The 22,016-nt window shown below is 60.0% G+C and carries 19 protein-coding genes, 2 pseudogenes and 5 riboswitches; of the genes and pseudogenes, 15 read left to right on the forward strand and 6 right to left on the reverse strand.

Annotated features, from left to right (window positions below; translation table 11 throughout):
• Positions 1 to 36 precede the first annotated feature (36 nt).
• The 5 genes and pseudogenes from istA (at position 37) to D0B32_RS29035 (ending at position 4,891) form a co-directional block, all read left to right on the forward strand.
• Positions 37 to 1,260: an IS21 family transposase gene (istA, locus tag D0B32_RS29015; protein WP_117337774.1), complete on the forward strand. Its 1,224-nt coding sequence runs from the start codon at positions 37 to 39 to the stop codon at positions 1,258 to 1,260.
• Entirely contained in the window at positions 1,257 to 2,123 is an 867-nt protein-coding gene (gene istB, locus D0B32_RS29020) for an IS21-like element helper ATPase IstB (protein ID WP_117337775.1), read from the forward strand. Before istA ends, istB begins: the two co-directional genes overlap by 4 nt.
• Before the next feature lie 88 nt (positions 2,124 to 2,211).
• Positions 2,212 to 3,330: pseudogene (locus D0B32_RS29025) on the forward strand (aldehyde dehydrogenase family protein); the annotation flags it as partial.
• A complete protein-coding gene (locus D0B32_RS29030) occupies positions 3,327 to 3,740 on the forward strand; it encodes a MerR family transcriptional regulator (RefSeq protein WP_117337776.1) in 414 nt (137 codons plus the stop codon). The pseudogene D0B32_RS29025 and the gene D0B32_RS29030, both read left to right, overlap by 4 nt.
• Before the next feature lie 71 nt (positions 3,741 to 3,811).
• Positions 3,812 to 4,891, forward strand: a complete 1,080-nt coding sequence (locus D0B32_RS29035; RefSeq protein ID WP_117337777.1) for a trans-acting enoyl reductase family protein — start codon at positions 3,812 to 3,814, stop codon at positions 4,889 to 4,891.
• Between the two features lie 67 nt (positions 4,892 to 4,958).
• On the opposite strand, the gene D0B32_RS29040 is transcribed toward D0B32_RS29035, so the two are convergent.
• Together D0B32_RS29040 and D0B32_RS29045 are read right to left on the reverse strand one after the other, a co-directional pair.
• Positions 4,959 to 5,795: an alpha/beta fold hydrolase gene (locus tag D0B32_RS29040; protein WP_117337778.1), complete on the reverse strand. Its 837-nt coding sequence runs from the start codon at positions 5,793 to 5,795 to the stop codon at positions 4,959 to 4,961.
• Between the two features lie 157 nt (positions 5,796 to 5,952).
• The gene (locus D0B32_RS29045) at positions 5,953 to 6,891 is read right to left on the reverse strand and encodes an SDR family oxidoreductase (RefSeq protein ID WP_117337779.1); all 939 of its coding nucleotides are present in this window, start codon (positions 6,889 to 6,891) and stop codon (positions 5,953 to 5,955) included.
• 105 nt (positions 6,892 to 6,996) lie between these two features.
• Here D0B32_RS29045 and D0B32_RS29050 point away from each other — a divergent pair, with 105 nt between their 5' ends.
• Together D0B32_RS29050 and D0B32_RS29055 are read left to right on the forward strand one after the other, a co-directional pair.
• Positions 6,997 to 7,446, forward strand: a complete 450-nt coding sequence (locus D0B32_RS29050) for a MerR family transcriptional regulator (RefSeq protein WP_117337780.1) — start codon at positions 6,997 to 6,999, stop codon at positions 7,444 to 7,446.
• Positions 7,447 to 7,601: 155 nt separating this feature from the next.
• Complete coding sequence (locus D0B32_RS29055) at positions 7,602 to 8,294, forward strand: type 1 glutamine amidotransferase domain-containing protein (protein ID WP_117337781.1); 693 nt, start codon at positions 7,602 to 7,604, stop codon at positions 8,292 to 8,294.
• A 208-nt stretch (positions 8,295 to 8,502) separates the two neighbouring features.
• On the opposite strand, the pseudogene D0B32_RS29060 reads toward D0B32_RS29055, so the two are convergent.
• The 3 genes and pseudogenes from D0B32_RS29060 to D0B32_RS29070 form a co-directional block, all read right to left on the reverse strand.
• Positions 8,503 to 8,742 (reverse strand): annotated as a pseudogene (locus D0B32_RS29060) (sensor histidine kinase); the annotation flags it as partial.
• 347 nt (positions 8,743 to 9,089) lie between these two features.
• A complete protein-coding gene (locus D0B32_RS29065; protein ID WP_117337783.1) occupies positions 9,090 to 9,989 on the reverse strand; it encodes a DMT family transporter in 900 nt (299 codons plus the stop codon).
• Between the two features lie 145 nt (positions 9,990 to 10,134).
• The gene (locus tag D0B32_RS29070; protein WP_117337784.1) at positions 10,135 to 10,551 is read right to left on the reverse strand and encodes an HIT family protein; all 417 of its coding nucleotides are present in this window, start codon (positions 10,549 to 10,551) and stop codon (positions 10,135 to 10,137) included.
• Between the two features lie 75 nt (positions 10,552 to 10,626).
• Positions 10,627 to 10,694, forward strand: a riboswitch (Fluoride riboswitch).
• Positions 10,695 to 10,770: 76 nt separating this feature from the next.
• Here D0B32_RS29070 and D0B32_RS29075 point away from each other — a divergent pair.
• The 8 genes from D0B32_RS29075 (at position 10,771) to D0B32_RS29110 (ending at position 21,023) form a co-directional block, all read left to right on the forward strand.
• Positions 10,771 to 12,087 carry a voltage-gated chloride channel family protein gene (locus D0B32_RS29075; protein ID WP_117337785.1) on the forward strand — a complete coding sequence of 439 codons (1,317 nt, stop codon included), beginning with the start codon at positions 10,771 to 10,773 and terminating at the stop codon, positions 12,085 to 12,087.
• Between the two features lie 25 nt (positions 12,088 to 12,112).
• Complete coding sequence (locus D0B32_RS29080; RefSeq protein ID WP_117337786.1) at positions 12,113 to 12,457, forward strand: DUF190 domain-containing protein; 345 nt, start codon at positions 12,113 to 12,115, stop codon at positions 12,455 to 12,457.
• Between the two features lie 84 nt (positions 12,458 to 12,541).
• Complete coding sequence (locus tag D0B32_RS29085; protein ID WP_147329588.1) at positions 12,542 to 12,928, forward strand: hypothetical protein; 387 nt, start codon at positions 12,542 to 12,544, stop codon at positions 12,926 to 12,928.
• 653 nt (positions 12,929 to 13,581) lie between these two features.
• Positions 13,582 to 13,642: riboswitch (Fluoride riboswitch) on the reverse strand.
• Between the two features lie 218 nt (positions 13,643 to 13,860).
• Positions 13,861 to 13,923: riboswitch (Fluoride riboswitch) on the forward strand.
• Between the two features lie 364 nt (positions 13,924 to 14,287).
• Positions 14,288 to 16,159 (forward strand): ABC transporter ATP-binding protein, encoded by a 1,872-nt coding sequence (locus D0B32_RS29090; RefSeq protein ID WP_117337788.1) that lies wholly within the window; start codon positions 14,288 to 14,290, stop codon positions 16,157 to 16,159.
• A 26-nt stretch (positions 16,160 to 16,185) separates the two neighbouring features.
• On the forward strand, positions 16,186 to 17,721 hold the full coding sequence (locus tag D0B32_RS29095; protein ID WP_117337789.1) for a MutS-related protein: 1,536 nt from the start codon (positions 16,186 to 16,188) through the stop codon (positions 17,719 to 17,721).
• Positions 17,718 to 19,253 (forward strand): MutS-related protein, encoded by a 1,536-nt coding sequence (locus D0B32_RS29100; protein ID WP_117337790.1) that lies wholly within the window; start codon positions 17,718 to 17,720, stop codon positions 19,251 to 19,253. Before D0B32_RS29095 ends, D0B32_RS29100 begins: the two co-directional genes overlap by 4 nt.
• Positions 19,254 to 19,330: 77 nt before the next feature.
• Positions 19,331 to 20,530: a cyclopropane fatty acyl phospholipid synthase gene (cfa, locus tag D0B32_RS29105; RefSeq protein ID WP_220444978.1), complete on the forward strand. Its 1,200-nt coding sequence runs from the start codon at positions 19,331 to 19,333 to the stop codon at positions 20,528 to 20,530.
• 151 nt (positions 20,531 to 20,681) lie between these two features.
• Entirely contained in the window at positions 20,682 to 21,023 is a 342-nt protein-coding gene (locus D0B32_RS29110; protein ID WP_117337791.1) for a hypothetical protein, read from the forward strand.
• Positions 21,024 to 21,089: 66 nt separating this feature from the next.
• Here the strand turns inward: D0B32_RS29110 and crcB are convergent, their stop codons facing one another.
• Positions 21,090 to 21,494, reverse strand: a complete 405-nt coding sequence (gene crcB / locus D0B32_RS29115) for a fluoride efflux transporter CrcB (RefSeq protein ID WP_117337792.1) — start codon at positions 21,492 to 21,494, stop codon at positions 21,090 to 21,092.
• Between the two features lie 64 nt (positions 21,495 to 21,558).
• Positions 21,559 to 21,622: riboswitch (Fluoride riboswitch) on the reverse strand.
• A gap of 92 nt (positions 21,623 to 21,714) precedes the next feature.
• Positions 21,715 to 21,780, forward strand: a riboswitch (Fluoride riboswitch).
• Positions 21,781 to 22,016: the final 236 nt, after the last annotated feature.

Raw genomic sequence — 22,016 nt, forward strand, 5'->3', positions numbered from 1 at the left:
GTCGAGGGGGTGTCGGTGATCGAGCTGGGAGAGGTTATGACGATTCTGGAACTGCACCGGCAGGGGCTGAGCATCTCGGCCATCGCCGCTCGACTGGGTATGGACCGCAAGACCATTCGCAAATACATCAAGGGTGGTGTTCAGGCGCCTCGCTACGGTCCACGCGCACCGCGGCCGTGCGTCATCGACCCGTTTGTTCACTACGTGACCGAGCGTGTGCGTGAGTATCCGGACCTCAGTATCGAGCGAATGTTGCGGGAGATTCAGGCCATGGGTTACGCAGGCGGTCGGACAGCGCTGGGCGACCTGGTTCGGGAAGTCCGGCCACCGCGGCAGCGTGGCTTCGAGGTGCGCTTTGAGACGCCAGCTGGCCACCAGGCGCAGGTAGACTTCGCACACTTCAATGTTGAGTTCGACGATGTCCCGGGGCAGCGTCGTTCAATCTGGTTGTTCTCGATTGTGCTCGGGCACAGCCGCTATCTGTGGGGACGTTTCGTCGAACATCAGGACCTGCAGACTGTCCTGCGCTGCCACATGGAAGCGTTCGAGCACATTGGTGGTGTACCACGCGAAGTGCTGTACGACCGAATGAAGGCAGCGGTGCTGGGCGAAGTCGAGAAGCACATCGTCTACAACGCGAAGCTGGTCGCGTTTGCACAGCACTATGGTTTCGCTCCGCGTGCGTGCAGGGCGTATCGCGCCAAGACCAAGGGCAAGGTCGAACGCCCCTATCGCTATATCCGGCAGGACTTCTTCCTCGCACGACGATTCCAGAATCTCGCCGATCTGAACCGCCAGTTGCGCAACTGGCTCGACACAGTGGCCAACTCACGAGTACACGGCACCACGCATCGCGTTGTCATGCAGCACTTCCGGGAGGAACGCCCCGCGCTCAAGGTGTTGCCTGCCGGCGTCTTCAATGGCGTCATCAGACTCGAGCGGCGCGTGAGCCATGAAGGTCTGGTCTCGGTCGGCGGCAACTACTATAGCGTGCCCGACCGCACCCGCAGGCGCACGCTCGACGTCCATAGTCTGGCTCACGAGATCCGCATCTATGAGGACGGCGAACTGCTCGCAGTGCATCCCGTGCTGGAAGGCCGGCGACGAACATCGTTGTTGCCTGGCCATCGGAACGCGGGCCAGCGCAGGCAGCAGACGGCGCGCGACGTATCGTCTGGCACGGCTGGTGTCGGACGTCGGCCGCTGTCGTTTTACGATCAGGTGGCCAGGCGTCTGGCTGATGCCGGGAGGCGTGCATGAGCAGCGTTCCAACCTCAACCGTCGAGCGGATACAGCGTTACCTCGTTGGCTTGCGTATGCCGCGTGCGCTCGAAGCGCTGGATGCCACCTTGAAGCGTTTCGAACAGGGCGACAGTTCGATGCTCGAAGTGCTGGAGACGTTGCTGGGCGAAGAGTTCACGACGCGCGAGACGCGGCGTATTCGCATGGCGCTGCAGACAGCGAGACTGGGCACCGTCAAGACGCTCGCCGGATATGACTTCAGCTTCCAGCCGAGCCTTGACCGCGATCGCATCATGACGCTTGCGCAACTCGAGTTCATCGAACGACGTCAGACGGTTCACTTCCTCGGGCCGCCTGGAACCGGCAAATCACACCTCTCCATCGCGCTGGGCGTTGAAGCGATACGCGCCGGCAAGAGCGTGTACTTTGGCTCACTGGCCGAAATCGTCAACTCGATGGCGAAAGCCGAGCGCGAAGGCAACCTGGCCCAGCGTGTGCGTTTCCTTGCGCGCAACAGTCTGCTCATCGTCGATGAGATCGGCTATCTGCCGATCGGCTCCAACGGAGGCAATCTGTTCTTCCAGCTCGTCAATGCCTGCTACGAGCGCTGCGCGATCGTCCTCACGTCCAATCGCAGCTTCGGCGAATGGGGAGAAGTGTTCGGCGACACCGTCGTCGCAGCAGCGCTGCTCGACAGGTTGCTGCATCACGCGATCGTCGTTCAGATTGAAGGTTCGTCATACCGACTGCGAGAGCATGCCGATCTCTTGCCTGACCACCTGCGCAACAGACCATCCGCCCTAAACCCGGCACCAGTCGATCCTGCGCGCCGACGCCCGGGTCGCCCCCGAAAGAGCTCACCTGATCCATTCAGCGGCTGATCACCGCAAATTCACTGGGTGGGGAAAATTACTTCGACGATTCTGAGGAAATTGAGTCCGACGTTGACACACGGCGCGCGCCTGGGTCGAATACCAGCCGCTGGGCGTCGTGGGCGTGATGGCGCCGTGGAACTATCCCGTCTCCCTCACGCTGGTGCCGCTGGCCACCGCGTTGGCCGCTGGCAACCGCGCCATGCTCAAGCCTTCGGAGCTGACCCCGCGCACCAGCGAGGCGCTCAGGGATATGCTGGCCGGGGCTTTCGCGGAAGATGAGGTGGCCGTGGTGCTGGGCGGCCCAGAGGTCGGTGCCGCGTTTAGTGCACTGCCATTTGACCACCTGCTGTTCACAGGCAGCACGCAGGTCGGTCGCAAGGTAATGCGCGCTGCCAGTGACAATCTGGTACCCGTGACCCTGGAGCTGGGTGGCAAGAGTCCCGCCATCGTGGCGCGTGGCCACGTCAACGACCGCACCGTGCAAAGCCTGGCGTACGGCAAGTTATCCAACGCCGGCCAGACCTGCGTGGCGCCGGATTTCGCTCTGGTGCACAAGGAAGACCTGGAAGCTTTTATCGCCAGGTACACCGACACGGTTCATCGCTTTTACCCGGATGGCCCCGCGAGCCGCGACTACACGACCATCGTCAGCGATCGCCACTACGACAGGCTGCGCGGGCTGGTCGACGACGCGCGCCGCAATGGCGCCCGCGTGATTGAGGTGGGAGAACGCCCTGCCCACATGCCTGGGCGCGAGCGCACCCTGGTGCCGACGCTCGTCGTCAATGCGGGCGATGAAACGCCCCTCATGCAGGAGGAGATCTTCGGCCCCATCCTGCCGGTGCGTACCTACGGCACCATCGACGAGGCCATCACCTATGTGAACGCGCGCCCCCGCCCGCTTGCGCTCTACTACTTCGGCGCCGAGGACCGCGACTGCGCAAGGCTTCTGGCGCAGACCACATCCGGCAACGTCGGCATCAACAACACCTTGATTCACGTGGCGCAGGATGATCTGCCCTTTGGCGGCGTCGGCCCGAGCGGCATGGGGGCCTATCACGGCATTGAGGGTTTCCGTGCGATGAGCCACGCCAAGGGCGTCTTTGTGCAGGGCCGCTGGAACTTCCCCGGTCTGCTGCATGCGCCCTTCGGCAGGCTCGCCGACATGGCCATCTCGCTCACGTTGGGAAAAAACAAGGCGTCATCGCCATGAAGATCGGAGAACTCGCCCTGCGCACGAGCGTCGCGCCGTCGCGTATCCGCTTTTACGAGCGCATTGGCCTGCTGAAGGTGGTGGAGCGGCAGGCCAACGGCTACCGCAGCTATCCCGAAGATGCGGTTCTCGTGCTCCAGCTGATTACGACCGCGCAGAAAGCAGGCTTCCGCCTGGATGAGCTACGCGCGCTACTGCCTGACGAGCTGGCCGCCTGGAAACATGGCGACCTGATCGGCACCCTGCGCCGCAAGGTTCAGGACATCGAGATATTGCAAGTGCAGCTTGCCGGGAACAGAGCGCACCTGCTCGCGCTGCTGGCGCAGATTGAAGCTAAACCTGCAGACATGGATTGCGCCGCGAATGCCAGGCGCGTGCTGTCGGAAATGCAACTTGGCTCGCGAGAATAGTCGATCAATTCCCGTGTAAGCTGCCCGGCCGTGGGCGGCCGATGGCGGTTTCTCCCACCAAGAGCGATGCAATGAATGAACAAAGCAATAGTCCCGAGCGCATGCGCTGGATGATCTATGGCGCGAACGGCTACACCGGCGAGCTGATCGCCCGCGAAGCGGCACGGCGGGGGCTCAAGCCCGTACTGGCGGGGCGCAGGCGCGAAAGCGTCGAGGAACTGGCGCGTACACTGGGGCTGGAGGCACGTGCGTTCGGCCTCGATGACGTGGCGGCGCTGACTGGTCAAATCAAGGGCCATGCGCTAGTGCTGAACTGCGCCGGCCCGTTCTCGGCGACCGCAGCGCCGATGATGGAAGCCTGCCTGCGCGCCGGCGTGCATTATCTGGACATCACCGGCGAGATCGCCGTATTCGAGCACGCGCAGTCGCTCGATGCCCGCGCACGGGACGCTGGCGTGGTGCTGTGCCTTGGCGTGGGCTTCGACGTTATCCCCACCGACTGCGTGGCCGCAGCGTTGAAAGCGGCGCTGCCGGATGCCACGCATCTCGCGCTGGGCTTTGACTCACGCTCGGGCTTCTCGCCCGGAACCGCCAAGACCTCCGTCGAGGGGCTGGCTCAGGGCGGCAAGGTGCGCCGCGACGGGAAGATCGTCACTGTGCCGCTGGCCTACGAGGTGCGCCGCATCGACTTCGGCGACGGCGAGAAAGACGCGATGACTATCCCTTGGGGCGATGTATCCACCGCCTGGTACACCACCGGCATTCCGAACATCCAGGTGTTCATCCCCGGCTCGCCCCGCATGATCGCCAACGCCAGGCGTGCCAACTATATCCGGCCATTGCTGGGACTATCCTGGGTGCAAAAGCTGATCAAGGCGCGCATCGCCAGGACGGTGAAGGGCCCCAGCGAGGAAAAGCGTGCAAAGATGCCCACCTTCGTCTGGGGGGAAGTCACCAATGCACGTGGAGAGAAAAAGACGGCACGCATCCGCACCGCCAACGGCTATAGCCTGACCATTACCGGCTCGCTGGCCGTGGTCGAACACCTGATGGCGGCCCGCCCCGCGGGCGGCGCCTACACACCAGCCAGACTGGTGGGCGCTGATCTGGTCAAGCGCCTTCCGGGGTCGGGGCTGCTGCAGGTGGTCTAGTCTCAACGGTCAAATCGGCCCATCAACCAGGCGTCGGTAACCACCTTTCCGATTGTCCCCCGGGAGGCTATGCGCGGATGAACGCAAGCAGGTCGGCGTTGATCACGTCCGCATTGGTCGTATGCATGCCGTGCGGGTAGCCGGGATAGATCTTGAGTGTGTTGTGGGCGAGCAGCTTGTCCTGAAGAAGCGCAGCGTTCCTGTAGGGTACAACCTGATCGTCGTCGCCCTGCATAACCAGCGTTGGCACCGTGATCGCTTTCAGATCCTCGGTCTGGTCGGTCTCCGAGAAAGCCTTGATGCCTTCGTAGTGGGCCTTTGCACTGCCCATCATGCCCTGACGCCACCAGTTCTGGATAATGCCCTGCGAAACCTTCGCACCGGCCCTGTTGAAGCCATAGAATGGCCCCGTCGGAACATCGAGATAGAACTGCGAACGGTTGGCGGCAAGCGCCGCGCGGAATTCATCGAATACCTCAACCGGTGTGCCGCCGGGGTTGCTATCCGTCTTGACCATCAGTGGCGGCACCGAGCTGACCAACACCGCCTTCGCCACACGCCCCTGAGGCTGGCCATACTTCGCGACATAACGCGTGACCTCGCCTCCACCGGTCGAGTGGCCGATGTGAACGGCATTCTTCAGGTCCAGGTGCTCCACAACCGCCGAGGCATCCGCCGCGTAGTGGTCCATGTCGTGCCCTTCGCTGACCTGGGACGACCGGCCGTGGCCACGGCGATCGTGCGCCACGACTCTGAAACCCTGGGAGAGGAAGAACAGCATCTGCGCGTCCCAGTCATCCGCGCTTAGAGGCCAGCCATGATGAAACACCAGCGGCTGCGCATCCTTCGGGCCCCAGTCCTTGTAGAAGATCTGAACCCCATCCTGGGTCGTAACGTACGTCATGACTTCGACTCCTTGCTTGGTGGCTGCAGGTTGAAGTGAGGATCGAGCGGCGCCTTGCACGGCGCGAAAAGAGTCGTGCAAGGCGAATCCGCCTGATCAGGACATCGTTAAAACCATAGCCTTGAAGTGTAGTTCAAGGTCAAGCAATAAGTGATGCTCACGCCACTTTACCCGGCCACTCCTTCCGGATCAGCTCCAGGCCCTCCCGATAGGTCGTCACATCGAACTCTGGAAACCGGCGCTTGAACTTCGTGGAATCAAAAAGGTTGTCCTGCTCGTAGCGGGGCAGCAATTCCCTGAGCTCGCGCACCTGCTTCGAGAACAGCCCGGCAGCGGTCAGCGTCCACTTGCTGATAACCGAATAGTCAGGCTTGCGCCCAAAAGCCTGGCTACCCATCGCGACGAACTCCTTGTACGTCGGCCGGTCGTCGCTGCACGGCAGATGCCAGGTCTGGCCAAAGGCATCGGGAGCATTGCCCAGGGTCGCCAGCGCGCGGCTCGCGTCGGGCGTCCAGATAAGCGTGCGCCGCGTATCGTCGCGCACGGGCACACGCGGCTTCTTGCCGGCCTGGAGTTTTTCAATGACCAGCGCGTTCGTGAAGCTCTGCGTCTTGCCCGGACCATAGAATTCAGGCGCCCGGCCAATAAGTACGGGGACCTCGCCGCGCGCCATTTCTTCGAGCACCATCGAGGCCATCGCCGCGCGCACCTTGCCCTTGCGGCCCACTGGGGCGAAAGGCGCTCGCTCGGTCAATAGCCGCGCATCCTGCGGATACATGTAGGTGTTATCGAAATAGGCGAAGCTGGCGCCCGCTACGCGGCAGGCATCCAGGGCGTTCTTCAGCATCGTGGGGAACTGCGCTTCCCATAGCGCCGTGTCTGGCGACAGGCCGGCCGTGAAGTAGACGATGCTGCTTCCCTTGACCGCATCCAGGGTCTGCTTCGCATCGAGCAGGTTGGCGGACACGAGGGTGTCGGTGTCGCTAACCTTGCGTGGGTTGCGGCTGACCAGCCGCACGTCGCTGGTGTATTTGCGCTGCAGCTCCCGCGCCAGTTCCACGGCGATCTGGCCGTTCGCCCCCAATATCGTCTGCATGCAGTCCGCCTCTATGAAATTGCACCTCTTCGTGCGATGGACCCAAGGTTAACTTTGAAGTAAAGTTTAATGTCAAACCCTGTGAACACTCGAAGCACCGCGATCATGAAAATTGGAGAACTTGCAGAGCGCACCGGTCTGACCACCTCGCGCATCCGCTTCTATGAGCGCATTGGCCTGCTCAAGTCGGTCGAGCGCCAGAACAACGGCTATCGCAGCTACCCCGACGACGCGGTATTGGTACTCAAGCTGATCGCGACCGGGCAGAGCGCGGGCTTCAGCCTGGACGAACTGCGCACGTTACTGCCTCGCGACCTCGCCAACTGGGAACATGGCACCCTGCTCGACACGCTGAGCCGCAAGGTGAAGGACATCGAAGCCTTGCAGGCACAGCTTGCGCAAAGCAAGGCTCAACTGGTTGAACTGATGGCGCAGATCGAGGCCAGGCCGCAGGACATGGATTGTGCCGCCAACGCGCGACGTGTTCTGTCGGAAATGCGGTTGGTGGAGGCCGAAAGAGCCCCGACCACCACGAGGGCCCGGCGCCGCCATTAGAAGGGCGTCGTACCCCGTTGCGTATGTCGCTTGACATTGAAGTTCTATTCAACGTTAGAGTTCATCAACGGGTTCCTTACTGGAAAGGTCTACGAGATGGACAGACATTTCACTCAGGCCTGGTTCGCGCCACAGACGGTACGAGGAGGTTGCGCATGACCAGGCGAATACTTCACGTGGTCACGAACGTCGCTCACTACCAGGATCCGACGCAGCCGACCGGCCTGTGGCTATCGGAGCTAACCCACGCGTGGCAGGTCTTTGCCGCCCATGGGTACGATCAGCGCATCGTGAGCCCGCTGGGTGGCCGCTCGCCGCTGGAGCCTCGCTCGCTGAAATGGCCGCTCGCCGATGCGTCCGTGAAGGACTGGCTGGCCGATCCTGCGCGGATGGCGCTGCTGTTATGCACCGCGCGACCGGACGAAATCGACCCGGCGGTGTTCGACGCGATCTATTTCACCGGCGGGCATGCTGTCGTGTGGGACTTCCCCGGTTGTGACGAGTTACAGCGCATCACCCGTACCATCCATGAACGCGGCGGGATCGTTTCATCGGTCTGCCACGGCTATTGCGGGCTGCTGAACACGCGGTTGGATGACGGCTCACTGCTGGTAGGCGGGCGGCGTATCACCGGGTTTTCGTGGCGGGAAGAAGTATTGGCAGGCGTGGCTGCGAAGATGCCCTACAACGCCGAGGAGGAGATGAAACAGCGCGGCGGGCGCTATGAAAAGGCATGGCTGCCGTTCGTCTCGAATGTCGTTGTCGATGGCAGGCTGGTGACCGGGCAGAACCCCATGTCGGCCAGGGCGACGGCTGAGCACGTGGCAGCATTATTGAAACCCTCGTGAACTGCTGCCAGTTGTACATCTATGGGCGTTGCTGGATCCCGTACGGCGCGTAATCGAGCTCAACCCACCGTCGCAGCATCTTAAGGATTAGGTCGCCAATTCCATCGACGTGAGCATAACCCTCATGGCAGAGGGTTAGAGGTTGTGGGCGATCTATGCCGCTATGTCGAACGTCTCATACTGGGTGAGATCAGCGCGGGCATGCGTTTGCGGCTGTTTCGGTCGCGTCGATTGGGAGGGGCGCTCGTCCCTTGGAATTTTGTTGCTGGGCTTCTCTGGTTTGCGAGGAACGCAAGTCGTTCACAATCGCATGAAGAATGGATTGCGCGTGGTCGCGCAATTCTACCGGTCCCATATCCGTCGCCTCGGGCAACAGCGACGCGGCGAAGGCTTCCCACTCGACCAAAATTGGCTCCATGTCTCGCAAAATAAAATTTGTAAGGCGCATGTGGGCATCTCCGGGGCTGTGGGGTTCTTGTCCAGAGAAGCTACGTCACGCGGATCTTTGAAAAAGTCTCGCATTCCTAAAGATGCGAATGTGATCCGCGATCGAACGGTCAGGAAGACGGCGACCTAACAGGCAAGCTAACGCGGAACGGATAATCACGAAGGGTTGCCGAACGCCCCATTTCGGATGACCGGGGGGGAACGATCCCGTTTGCCGGTCCTTGAGCCCTCAACGCCGTCGACATCGTGTCGCTGTCATCAGGCATGGGACCTTGAGCTATCGCAAAGGCCGCTTGGCGACAGCACTGAATCACAGCCAGGAAGGCCGCCTCCATTCATGTGCTGGTGCTAAACCGCTGGCCCCTCGGGCGGCTCTTCCCTAACGGCAACAGCAATCGAACTTCCGACGATCGCGATTATTCCGAGCGCGGGTACGAGATCAAGCGTCTCGCCCCACACGAAGAAGCCGAAAAGCGTTGCCCAGATGATACTGGTGTAGGTGTAGGGGGCAAGTCTTGCTGCACTTTCGCGCCTTACTGCCACCGTAAAGAGAAGCTGGCCAGCCGTGGCAAACATAGCCAGCAGTGCCATGATGGACAGGTCCTTGAGCGACGGCGTGCGCCACGCAAACAGGAGAGAAAGGCCGGTTATTGCGGTCCCAAAAAATGTGAAGAAGAGAACGGTTATGCTTGAATCATCGCTGGTTTTTAACTTTCGAATCTGGATCATGGAAAGAGCACCACACAGCGCGCTCATCAGCAGCAAACACGGACCAACAAGATTTGACAGGCCGCCTTCAGGTCGAACCACCAGAAGGACACCGATAAAGCCGACGCATGCCGCGACGGCATTTCGGGCGATCAGGCGCTCCCCGAGTAGAAACGGAGCCAGGACAATGACAAAGATCGCTTCCGAGTAAACAATGGCCACGGCCTCGCTCAGGGGCAGGTACGGCAAGCCGGCGAAAAACAATGCAGAGGCGCCGAGAAGCGTGAGTGCGCGCGTTGTCTGTCCGCGAATATCGATATTTCGGGTCCGGGCGGTCATCGCCCCTCCGCGGAGACTTACGAGAAAAGCGGGCACGACGCCGAACAGCATGCGGAAGAAAGTCACTTCGTTCGCCGGATAGTTGAGCGCCACCGCTTTGCCCAGCGCATCGACGACCGCAAAACAGAACATCGATATCAGTATCAAGGCGATCGTCTGGTACTGTGCGGCGCGATCGGAGATCAGATAGTTGACTCGCATGCATGCGTCCTGTAGCGATAGGTCCCCGATCCGGGGAGGCCGGTTTGTATAGCGATAGTTCGGAGCTGTCCTTTGGCCGATTGCAGTCGACGGCCACCCTATGTCCGACGGCCGACTTATGCCCGACGGGCGAGCGCCAGGCTCATCACAGTGCACGGCGTATACGTTGCGCCACTGCTTCCAGTTCATCTGCGGCGACTTGAATCTTGCCGTGTGGCCGCAGCGGGATGCCTTTCCAACGCGGAATAACATGAAAATGCACGTGCCCCACGGTCTGCCCGGCGGCTTCGCCGTTCAACTGAGCGATCAATAGCCCATCGGGACACAGCGCGATGCGCACTGCGCGCGCTACATGCTGAACAGACGCGATGCACGCGGCTGCGGCCTCTTCCGAAAGGTCGAAGATTGTCGATGCTGCCTCTTTCGGTATAACCAGGACATGGCCGTCTGCCTGCGGCATCACGTCCATAAAGGCGAGCGTCTGGCCTGTCTCCCAGACCCTGACGCACGGTGCCTCATTGGACAGGATTCGGAAAAAAATGTTTGATGGGTCATAAGTCATAGTCAGTTTTACGCCACGCTATGGCATCTCCAGTTCGATAACGTTGTTGCGCTGCGGAAACATCTTCGTTTAGAATCGCACCCCGGAGATGGCATTCCTCCGAATAACCGCCGGGTCGACCGGCTGATGATGCCTACGAGATCCTGGGTGCGGGAGGTCGTGGGCCGTCTGTAGTGGCGTCCTGCCACCCAGGTTTGATATCTTTCAAATCTGGAAAATATGAAGCGTCTTCAATCTGTCGAGCAAGTTGCCATGGTGCCCTACCTTGGGCGATGGCTGCTACTCTCGTGTCTACTCGGCGCACTCGCGGGATCGGCGTCGGCATTCTTTCTCTATTCCCTTGATCTCGCAACAGACACACGTGTCGGCCATCCGTGGCTACTGTGGCTTCTACCTGTCGCAGGTCTGATCACCGGCTGGGTTTATCAGCATGTCGGCAAGCCGGTGGAGGGCGGCAACAACCTCCTCATCGACGAGGTCCACGACCCGCAGAAAATCGTTCCCAAGCGCATGGCGCCCCTGGTGCTGGCCGCCACAGTCGTCACCCATCTCTTTGGCGGCTCGGCTGGCCGGGAGGGCACTGCCGTCCAGATGGGTGGGGCGCTCGCCGACCAGGTCACCCACCTGTTCAGGCTGGATAACGAGGATCGCCGTATTCTCCTCATGGGCGGGATTGCTGCGGGCTTCTCATCGGTATTCGGTACGCCACTGGCCGGGGCCATCTTCGGGCTCGAGGTGCTGGCAATCGGCCGGCTGCGTTATGACGCGTTGCTGGCATGTCTGGCTTCGTCAGTCGTGGCAGACCAGGTTTGCCGTATGTGGGGCATTCACCACACGGTTTATTCGATTCCGTTCCTGCCCCCCGTCACGGCGCTCGGTCTGGGTTCGTCGGTGATCGCCGGAATGATATTTGGCGTGGTCGGCATGCTGTTTGCCGATTCCACCCACGCGTTGTCGGCGCTGATGAAGCGCAAGCTCACGTGGGCACCGTTGCGTCCGTTCGTGGGGGGTGCTGTCGTTGCCATCATGGCGACGCTACTTAACGTTCCGCAATATCTTGGTCTCGGTATTCCGACGATTGAGGCCGCGTTCCGTGGCGACCTGCCGGTTTATGACTTTGCGGGGAAATTCGCGTTCACGGTCGTCACGCTCGCTTCGGGTTTCAAGGGGGGAGAAGTCACACCGCTTTTCTACATCGGTGCGACGCTGGGCAATGCACTGGGCCACGTGCTGGCATTGCCGGTTCCCGTGCTTGCAGGCCTCGGCTTTGTCGCGGTCTTCGCGGGAGCGGCGAATACCCCGATCGCCTCGACCATCATGGCGATGGAGCTGTTTGGCATGCACATCGGCGTCTATGCCGCACTCGCTTGCGTGGTGAGCTACCTATTCTCGGGGCATACCGGCATTTACCGTTCTCAACGTGTCGGCCACTCGAAGCATCTGTTTCTGCCGGAAGGTATCCGCCTTGCCGACATTCCTGCACTACGCCGCGCACGGCGTAAAAACGTTGCCGTTGCTGCCGCGGTCCAGTCGTAATCCATTTCACGATACCAATTCCATCATGAGCAAGCTGATTTCTTTGCGTCTTTATTTTCATCATTCGGCGAAGGCCCGCCCGACCCGGTTGTGGCATCGCGTGTCCCGCCCCACCATGGCGCGTCACCTTTTGACTCACGCCAAGCTCGCAGGCATCGAGCAGGCACTCCTGCACAAAGTGCAGGCGGGCTTCATCAAGGGCGACAAGATCCATCACGAACATGTTGAGCATGTACACCATCGTTTTCCTCACTGTATTGAACTGATCGATCTGGAAACCAAGGTCCGCGATTTCTGGCATCGCCACGGTGGCGATCTCCACGACGTCCACGCCGTGTTCCTGCCTTGCGAGAAAGCAACGGTTGCCTGATCGTCAGGTAGTGTTCTTATAAAAAGGCGTCCGGTGCGGTATTTGTCGTCGAGTTTCGCACCGGAACGTCTGATGGAGACAACGATGTCAAACCGGGCTGCGCGCAGAAAGCGTCGGGAGGCCGAACGCAAGCAGGCAGCGATCCGTCTGCGCGGCGAAACCAAGCTGATGGGCCTTTCCATTGCGATAACAAGCGTGCTTGCGTTTGTGCTGGCGAATCTTGTGCCCGACCTGCCCCACGGTCCCGTCGCGTTTCTGACCTTTGGGGCCGTCACGACCCTGCTCGTCGCAGGCTGGATAAGGTATGACGCCGATCGGGCCTTCCGGTTTGCCGCAGAAGGTCGGTATCTTGGTTTCGAGGGTGATCCGCCGCGGGTTATTTCGATTGCACAGGACTGCCCGAAACGATGGCTGGTGTTACTACACATCGAGTTGAACCCCAACCTGATCAGCCGTACACCTTCAATATGAATGTGGCACTCCTACTGTTCATTGGTGGAGCGAGTCGTACACGGCTCTGTCATGAGGCGATCACGGGCACAGATAAGTCCGTTCCTGCTCTCTCTATGCCGACGTTCAGAGAGCCCCCGGGCGCTCAACCTTCTGCTTAGGAGGCGACCTCATGCCTGTCATGATCGGAGAGCCAGTTGTCAAGGCTTGTCCTGATCCTGCCCGAAGCCTTGCCAAGAAGGTCCAGGGAAAAGTATTCCGAATAGCTTGCTGATGGGCCTGCGTTCCCGTTCTCCATGCTTCGGGTCGTGATCTGGACGTTCACCAGATCACCACGACGTGTTACGTCAATGGAGATCAGATGGCCGCGATAGATACGTTGGTGCCGTCCGTTCATATGATAGCGCCGCAGTGGGCGGACAAGGCAGCGCGGCGCCCGTCAGCGCTGGCGATTCCATCGGACAGAAGTAGTGCGGCGCTGCTGCCGACGAGCTGGTCACGTAGGTGCAGACAGGAGCGGTTCCCGGCGAAGCCGGGCGTTGGCGGCCGTGTGACGGCATGGACGCAGCCAGTCGATTGGATACCAGGCATAGGAGATCCGGGCGCAAAGGGTAAGCAGCCGGACACAGGGGGAATGGATTGGATACCAGCGAATACTCCCACTTCCCGGTCCGGGATACGTAGGCATCATCAGCCAGCAAGGCGGTCAGGGAGAATGCCATCTCCATTTGCAATCATTCTAGGCGCCGCCATAGCTGATCGCAAAAGTTTTCTCCTGGGCCGCCTGGTCCAATCTTTGACCGTTTTCAGGTCCAGAACTTGCGGCGCCGAATCGAGACTTTGTGGAGTCGAAAACCGACCGCGCGCTTTTAATTGACAAGGGCGCTATCTGCATTTGCACCAGTCCGTTTTTCAGGCGCAAAGGTTGTCGCCAACGGTAAGCAACGTTAGAATGTTTTCGTGGAGATGGCATTCTCCCTTGACCGCCCATTCGGGCTAATGATGCCTACAGGCCTGGAACAGGCGCTGTGGGCTCGTCCATCAGCTCTCATTTGCACAACGTTGCGTTCATCGCAACGCTGCGGCCTTCCAGTGTTCTCAACAGCGGCAGCAACCTGATGTCTTCGGGAATGGCGGATTGCGCCTTAACCGTTGGCTGGACGGTTGCGAACGCCTGACGGGCGAAGGCGGTGCAAACATGCCAACCTGTACTGGAAGCGTCGCAGCTGCGTGCGGTGGGAACACGTGCGTCTTGTACGCGTTCGCCACCGCGACAGCGCTGGGCCATGAGCGAGCGTTGGGTTCGACGATGTCGACCATGTGTGTGAGCGACGGCAGGAAACTGCACTGCCGGCTGCTAAGTGCTGAAGGGGGCTCCCGATGAGCACCGGCCACACATGGTTCTGGCTCAAGCCGCCGGCCCGGAAAATCCTCGCGACCGATCCGCGCATCGATGCGCTGAGCGAATTTGCCCACCGCCCCCTGAGTCTGCTGCTGCGCTACATCGCGCGGCACGGGCTTTCACACGTCCTGATTCTGCTCAGCATCGTCGCAGCGGTGGGATGTGCACTTGCATCCCAGTACGCCATCAAAAGTCTGATTGATTCACTGGGCGTGGGTCGTACTCAGCCATGGGTGGTGGAGCGGGCATTTATTGTTCTGGTCGTGCTGATCTTTGCTGATAACCTGTTCTGGCGAGTCGGCGGCTGGATCGCGGCGCGAGCTTTCGTGGCGGTCACCGGGGATATCCGGGAAGACCTTTTTGCCTACCTGACGGGTCACGCGCCGTCTTATTTCGCGGACAAGCAGCCAGGGATGCTGTCGAGCCGCGTCAGCGCCACCGCCAATGCCGTCTACACCGCCGAAAACACCGTCGCCTGGAATTCACTTCCGCCTTGTCTTGCGGTCATCGGGGCAATAGGCATCGTTGCCTCCGTCGATCCGGTGATGGCGGCCGCTCTTGTCGCCGTATCTGTTGGGCTTGCAACAGGGCTCTTCTGGTTTGCACATCGCGGTGCTGCGGTCCATCAGACGTTTGCTACACGCGCGGCGTCGGTGGATGGCGAACTGGTGGACGTGATCGGCAACCTGGGCACAGTGCGGGCCTTTGGCGCGATGTGGCGGGAACATCGTCGCTTTGATGCCTACCTTGAACTCGAGACGACATCCCGCCGCCGCAGTCTTCTGTATCTTGAGCGGCTACGGCTTGTGCATGCCGTCGTGACGGCAATGCTTTCAGCGGGCCTGCTCGGCTGGATACTCTGGCTCTGGAGTGACGAACGGGCGACAACGGGTGACGTCGTGCTGATCAGTTCGCTCGGATTTACCATTCTGCATGGCACGCGCGACCTTGCCGTGTCGCTCGTAGACGTAACGCAGCACGTAGCGCGCCTTTCCGAGGCGGTGCGCACCATACTCGCGCCCCGCAGTTTGCCTGAGCGGTCTGATGCCGTTGCGCTGCAGGCGCAGAACGCGGGGATCGAGTTCGATGAAGTGACGTTCGCCTATCCTGGACGACGCCCAATCCTTGAGGGTTTCAGTCTGCGAATCAGGGCAGGCGAACGGGTCGGGATGATTGGTCCGTCGGGGACGGGAAAAACCACGGTGCTCGCGTTGCTTCAGCATTTCTATGAGCCGCAGCGCGGGTCGATCCGCATAGGTGGCCAGGATATCTCGCGGGCAACACTGAGCAGTCTGCAGGACGCACTTGCGGTCGTTCCCCAGGACGTATCGCTGTTTCACCGGTCGCTGCTGGAGAACCTGCGATATGGAAAACCGGACGCGACGGAGGAGGAAGTACGAAGGGCCACCGTCCATGCTTCCTGCGCCGATCTGATTGCCTCCATGCCCGAGGGTTTTGACACGATAGTGGGCGACCGCGGCGTGAAGCTGTCCGGCGGGCAACGTCAACGCATCGCCATTGCCAGGGCGATCCTGAAAGATGCGCCCATCCTCCTACTGGACGAGGCAACGTCCTCCCTCGATAGCGCATCGGAAAGCGCAATTCAGGCTGCCCTTGAGCAACTGATGCAGGGTCGCACGGTGCTTGCGATTGCTCACCGCGTTTCCACACTGCAGAACTTCGACCGGATCGTCGTGGTCCATCGCGGCCGGGTCATCGATGAAGGAAGTCCCGCGGAACTCGCTGCACGCCCCGGCATGTATCGCGACGTGCTCGCCCGCCAGATGCAACGACCCCGCGCGGACGGTGCGTTATCTCGGCTGAACGCCGCGTGCGCACGCAAAACATAGTCGAAGAACGATTGGGAGAGCAAAACATGACATTCGACAGCATATTGTTCAGGGACGCTCGCGCGGCCGAGGTGATCGATGGCGCGAGCGAACCGGAGATCTTCGGTGATCTGAATCTTGACCAGATCATTGATTCTGTTACCCGGGGTCGTGACGACTACAACCTCAAGCCATTCTTCTATGTGCCGCTGACAGACGTGGATGCGGTCATCTACCGTCACGAGATCATGCGTGATCTTGAGCGCAATGATGTGGTCAGCTGCATCAATGCTTTTGCTGAGCAGATGCGGGCGATGCGCGTGCAGCTCGCGGCCGCGACGAAGCTGTATTTCCGCTGGCAGAAGCGACGCTATTTCCTCGATGGCGCGCAGATTTACTGTGCAGCCATTGTCGCGCTTGCGCGGGATCTTGAGGTCGCCGCGCCGCGCTCTTCCGGCCTCAAGGCATTCCTGGATTATCTCAGGGCCTATGCGAATGGACGCGAGTTCATGGCAACCAAGCAGGAAGAAGCACGTATTCGCGACGCTCTGGCGCAGGTGCGCTATAGCATTCTCATCAAGGGAAATGCTGTGACGGTGCGCAGATACGCGGGGGAGATCGACTACAGTGAAGATGTCCAGAAGACTTTCGAGAAATTCAAACAGGGCAAGGTAAAAAGCCATAGTACTGACATGCGGGACTCCCCGGACATGGATCATGTCGAGGCGAACGTGCTGGACTTCGTCGCCCAGCTGCATCCGGAAGTGTTCGGCCCGCTTGAAGAGTTTTGCAGCATTCACGCTGGTTTTCTCGACCCCGTCATCGCGCGGTTTGACCGTGAAATCCAGTTCTACGTGGCATATCTCGAGCATATCTCGCGGCTCAAAGGCATGGGCCTCTCGTTCTCTTATCCCGAGATGCTGGAGACGTCCAAGGAGATCCGCAGCATGGAAGGGTTCGACCTCGCGCTTGCAGAAAAACTGCGTCGCGAGGACGCGCACATCGTCTGCAATGACTTTTATCTGGAAGGTCCCGAGCGGATCATTGTGGTGACTGGCCCGAATCAGGGCGGCAAGACCACTTTCTCGCGGACCTTCGGGCAACTGCATTATCTGGCCGCGATCGGTTGGCCGGTGCCAGGGCGCGAAGCGAGGCTCTTCCTCTTTGACCAGATCTTCACGCACTTCGAACGGCAGGAAGACATGAAAAACCTGCGTGGCAAGTTGCACGATGATCTCTACCGCATTCATCGAATCCTGGGACGTGCGAGCACGCGCAGCATCATCATCATGAACGAGATTTTCAGTTCGACCTCGCTCAAGGATGCGCTCTATCTAAGTGAGAAGGTAATGGGTCGCATCATGGAGCTGGACGCGTTATGTGTGTACGTGACGTTCATCGAGGAGCTGTCGAGCCTCAGTGCCCAGACGGTCAGCATGCTAAGTGAGGTTCAGCACGATGCGATTGCATCCAGAACATTCAAGGTGCTCAGGCGTCCAGCGGACGGTCGGTCGTATGCGCTGTCGCTCGCGCGTCAGTACCGACTCACCTATGACCAGCTAACGGAGCGAATCGGATCATGAAAGCCCATCTGATGTTTCAGGACCAGGATTTCCTGCTGGGCGGCGATCTTCCCTGGGAAGCCGACACGCTCATTGCTGACCTTGAACTGAACACACTGTTCGCGGCGATGGCTGCGGGCGACGCCTTTTTGCTCGACGTAGTCCGCAAGGCGGTGATGACCAGTCTGCGCGATCCTCAGCAGATCACTTACAGACAGGACGTCCTGCGGGATTGTGTGGCAAATGCGTCGACGGTTCGGGCGCTCTACGGCGTTGCCGTCGAAGCGATCGAGATAGAAAGGAAAAGCTATTTCGGTTTCATGAGCCGCTATCCCGCAGCCATATTGAGTAGCGCGCGTGAACTGATGCAGGCCTTCATCTCGGTGCTTGTCAAGCTCCGGCAGATTGCCGACCAGTCGGCGGGCGACTTTCAGTCCGAAGGATTCAGGACTTTTTTTGCGATGATCCACCACGAACTGGGCGATGACTATTTCCAGACGCTCGACGAACATCTGAAGGAATTGCGGTTCAGGAACGGTACCTTGATTAGCGCCGCTCTAGGGAAAGGGGGCAAGGGCGTGTCCTACGTGCTGCGTAAGCCCAACGAATTCGACCGGAATCTGTGGAAACGGCTTTTCGAAAAAAAGCCCCCGTCGCTGACCTTCCACATAGCAGACCGCGACGAAGCGGGGGCGAGAGCGCTATCCGAACTTGAGGGGCGGGGGATCAACCTGGCGGCCGACGCGGTTGCCCAGGCGGCCGACCATGTGCTGAGCTTCTTTCGCATGCTGCGCACCGAATTGGGGTTTTATATCGGCTGCCTCAACCTGGGTAACGAACTGGACGCGAAGGGGCAGACCTTGTGCTATCCGGAGCCTGCGCAGCGGACTGAGCGCCAGCACGTATTCGAAGGACTCTATGACGTCTGCCTGTCCTTGCGCCTGCAGACTCCCGTTGTGCCCAATGCGGTCGATGCCACTGGCGCCGAACTGGTCATCGTGACAGGCGCCAACGAAGGTGGAAAGTCGACTTTCCTTCGGAGCATCGGACTGGCCCAGATGATGATGCAGGCCGGAATGATGGTGGGGGCGGGATCCTTCCGCGCGAACGTCTGCGAGAGTCTTCTCACGCACTACAAACGTGAGGAAGACGCATCGATGACGAGCGGCAAGTTCGACGAAGAACTTGTACGAATGAACCAGATAGCGGACCACATCGTTGCGGACTCGCTTCTTCTCTTTAACGAATCGTTCGCCGCGACCAATGAACGGGAAGGGTCGGAGGTCGCACGACAGATCGTTTGCGCACTGCTCGAAAAGCGGGTCAAGGTCTTCTTCGTGACACACATGTACGAATTTGCTCACGGGATGTATGACACGATGAAAGCCGGAGCAGTCTTCCTGCGTGCGGAACGACGTGAAGGCGGTGAGCGCACCTTCCGCGTATCGCCTGGAGAGCCGCTCGAAACCAGTTACGGCGAGGATCTGTATCGGAAGATCTTCACTGAAGACGCACGCGCGACGGAAAGCGAAAGGCCGGTGGCGGAAGCCTGAACGGCATACGCTGCGGCACCCGGCCAATCCTGCCGGCATCAGGAACCGGTGAACTGAGGCATTACCAAGGAGAAAACATGTCAACTACGAACATGGAACGCTCTACCGAAGCATCGAATGAGACGCAGCCGGTGAGGCCGATGCCAACAGGCGCGCCTTCGGCGGCGTACAGACTTGTCGAAGAGATGCTGTCGCAGGCGGACATCGAGATAGGCGGAGAGCGCCCATGGGATATCCGGTTACTCGCCCAAGGCGTTCCCGAACGCGTGCTCGCTCAAGGCAATCTTGGATTGGGCGAGGCGTATATGGAAGGGCAGTGGGAGTGTGACGAGCTTGATCAGTTTTTCGCGCGCGTCATGCGTGCCCACATCGACGAAAAGATCCATCCATCCCGACTTGTCCTGCATGCATTGCGCGCCCGTCTGCTTAACCGGCAGACAGCGCGGCGTGCATGGAAAGTCGGTCAGGTTCACTACGACATTGGCAACGAATTCTACGAGGCCATGCTCGACAGCAGGATGACGTACACGTGCGGCTACTGGGCGGCGGGCGCGCATACACTGGAGGCGGCTCAGGAAGAAAAGCTGGATCTGATTTGCCGCAAGCTTCAGCTGAGGCCCGGTATGCGGTTGCTGGATATCGGATGCGGATGGGGCAGTCTGATGGGTTTTGCGGCGGAGTACTACGACGTGGAGTGCGTCGGGGTCACCATATCGCAGGAGCAGGCGGACTGGGGAAGACAACGGTACGCGGGGATGCCGATCGAGTTCAGGCTGCAGGATTACCGCACGCTCAATGAGCGGTTCGACCGGATCGCGAGCGTGGGTATGTTCGAACACGTCGGCGCGAAAAATTACCGCACCTACATGGAAGTGGCCCACCGGTGTCTGGTCGAGGACGGCCTCTTTGTGCTGCATACCATCGGAAAGAACCAGCGCCATTCGACGCCGGATCCGTGGATCGACCGATACATTTTTCCCAATGGCGAACTGCCCTCGATCGGCCATATTGGGGATGCTGCGGGCGGGCTCTTCGTGGTGGAGGATCTGCACAACTTTGGCGCGGACTATGACCGCACATTGATGGCATGGCATGCGAATGTTGAAGCGGCGTGGCCGCAGTTCGCCGAGCAGATGGGGGAGCGCTTTCACCGGATGTGGCGTTACTACCTGCTGTCCTGCGCCGGTGCATTTCGGGCGCGTGATATCCAGCTCTGGCAATGGGTGTTATCGAAGGGAGGCATCCCGGGAGGCTATCGGCGGCCTGCAGTTCGTTAGGGCTGGGGGGCAATGGATCCGGTCTGCCGACGAGGCTCGCAATCGTCCGGGATCATCGGTGCGAGGGCCCGCATGTTCGCGGCCTCGAAGCCTGGCCGGCCCAAGCGGCCAGCGGCGTACCCTCTATGCGCCCGCAACTTATGGACGTTGCATGAAGCGTGGTGACCAGATAAGGATCAGGGCGAAGGCAACGGTCTTCGGGGTCGCGTTATGCGTGACCGAGGGACTTGCTTTTATTCTGTCCGCCGTCGCGAGAATCTTTGACGTCGATACGTCACCTGTCGAGTTCGGAATTTTCGGCGCGGTGACGACAGTGCTGGTCGCCGGCTGGCTACAGATGGACGCGCAACGGGCTTACAGTTTTGCGGACAGAAGCGGATTTCTGAATCGGGACGAAACCAGAACCCGTGTGAAATCTGTCAGGGAGGACTGCCCCAAGTTCTGGCTCGTTGTTCTGTATCTGCAGTTGCACCCCGAACTGATGGACAGCTAGCGAGATACAGACGGGGCCGCAGATTCGCAGGGTACCCCGTCTACCGGGGGAGCGCGTCGGCGTTTTTTAGCGCGCCATAGCGAGCCGTGTAACCGCAGAGACTGCCACAACCGTGGCAATGCCAAGTGCCGTCATGCTGAGCGAAGCGGAGACATGAATGAGGACTTCGCCGGCTGCCCATTTGTACTTGCCTTGCTGGAGGTCGGCGACGACTTCTGCCGAAAAAGTCGAGAACGTCGAAAGGCCGCCCATCAGTCCGGTAATCACGAACAGACGCCATTCCACTGGAATCTCGGGAAGTCTCGCGAAGAATGCGATGGCGACGCCGATGATGTATCCCGCAATGACGTTTGCGGCAAGCGTGCCCAAAGGGAGGTCCGGAAAGAGCGCATTCAGACGTATTCCCAGGAACCAACGGAACAGGGATCCGAGAGCGCCGCCGATGGCGACTGCCAGAATCGATGGATACATGCGATGCGCCTCAAAAGATAACGTGACACGAGCTGGAGTCTTGTTCTAGCGACCCGTGCTCAGGGCGTTTTCAGGCATCATCGGCTCTATCTGAGCGGTTAAAGGAGAATGCCATCTCCAGGTGGGATTTTATCATTGAAGCGTGCGGCGTCAACTGCGGCCTCTCGCGCGGTAAGCGGTTTCCGGCGCTTAACGCACGCAGCTAACTCACGTGTTATCCTTCAATCAGGGAGATGGCATTCTCCTTAATCGCTGCACGCTTGCAGCTAATGATGCCTACGAGTCCCGGAATGGAGATCGTAGGCGCGCGCCAGAACGTTCTGCATCCGGTTGCCTCATGCTACCAGGTGCTATCGTGACCTCATTCCAGACTTCGCGAGCATGCGCATCGTCCTTGCGGCGAGTCAATGCGCTTCGCGGCACGCTTACTCCCCGAATTCCTTCTTCCTCGCTGCACCCGCACGTACGCTCGGGATCAGCCTGCGCTTGGCGTTCCGTCGTTGCGAAGCGGCGAGCGTCCTG

The sequence above is a fragment of the Paraburkholderia sp. DHOC27 genome (assembly GCF_003429005.1).
Lineage (GTDB): Bacteria > Pseudomonadota > Gammaproteobacteria > Burkholderiales > Burkholderiaceae > Paraburkholderia.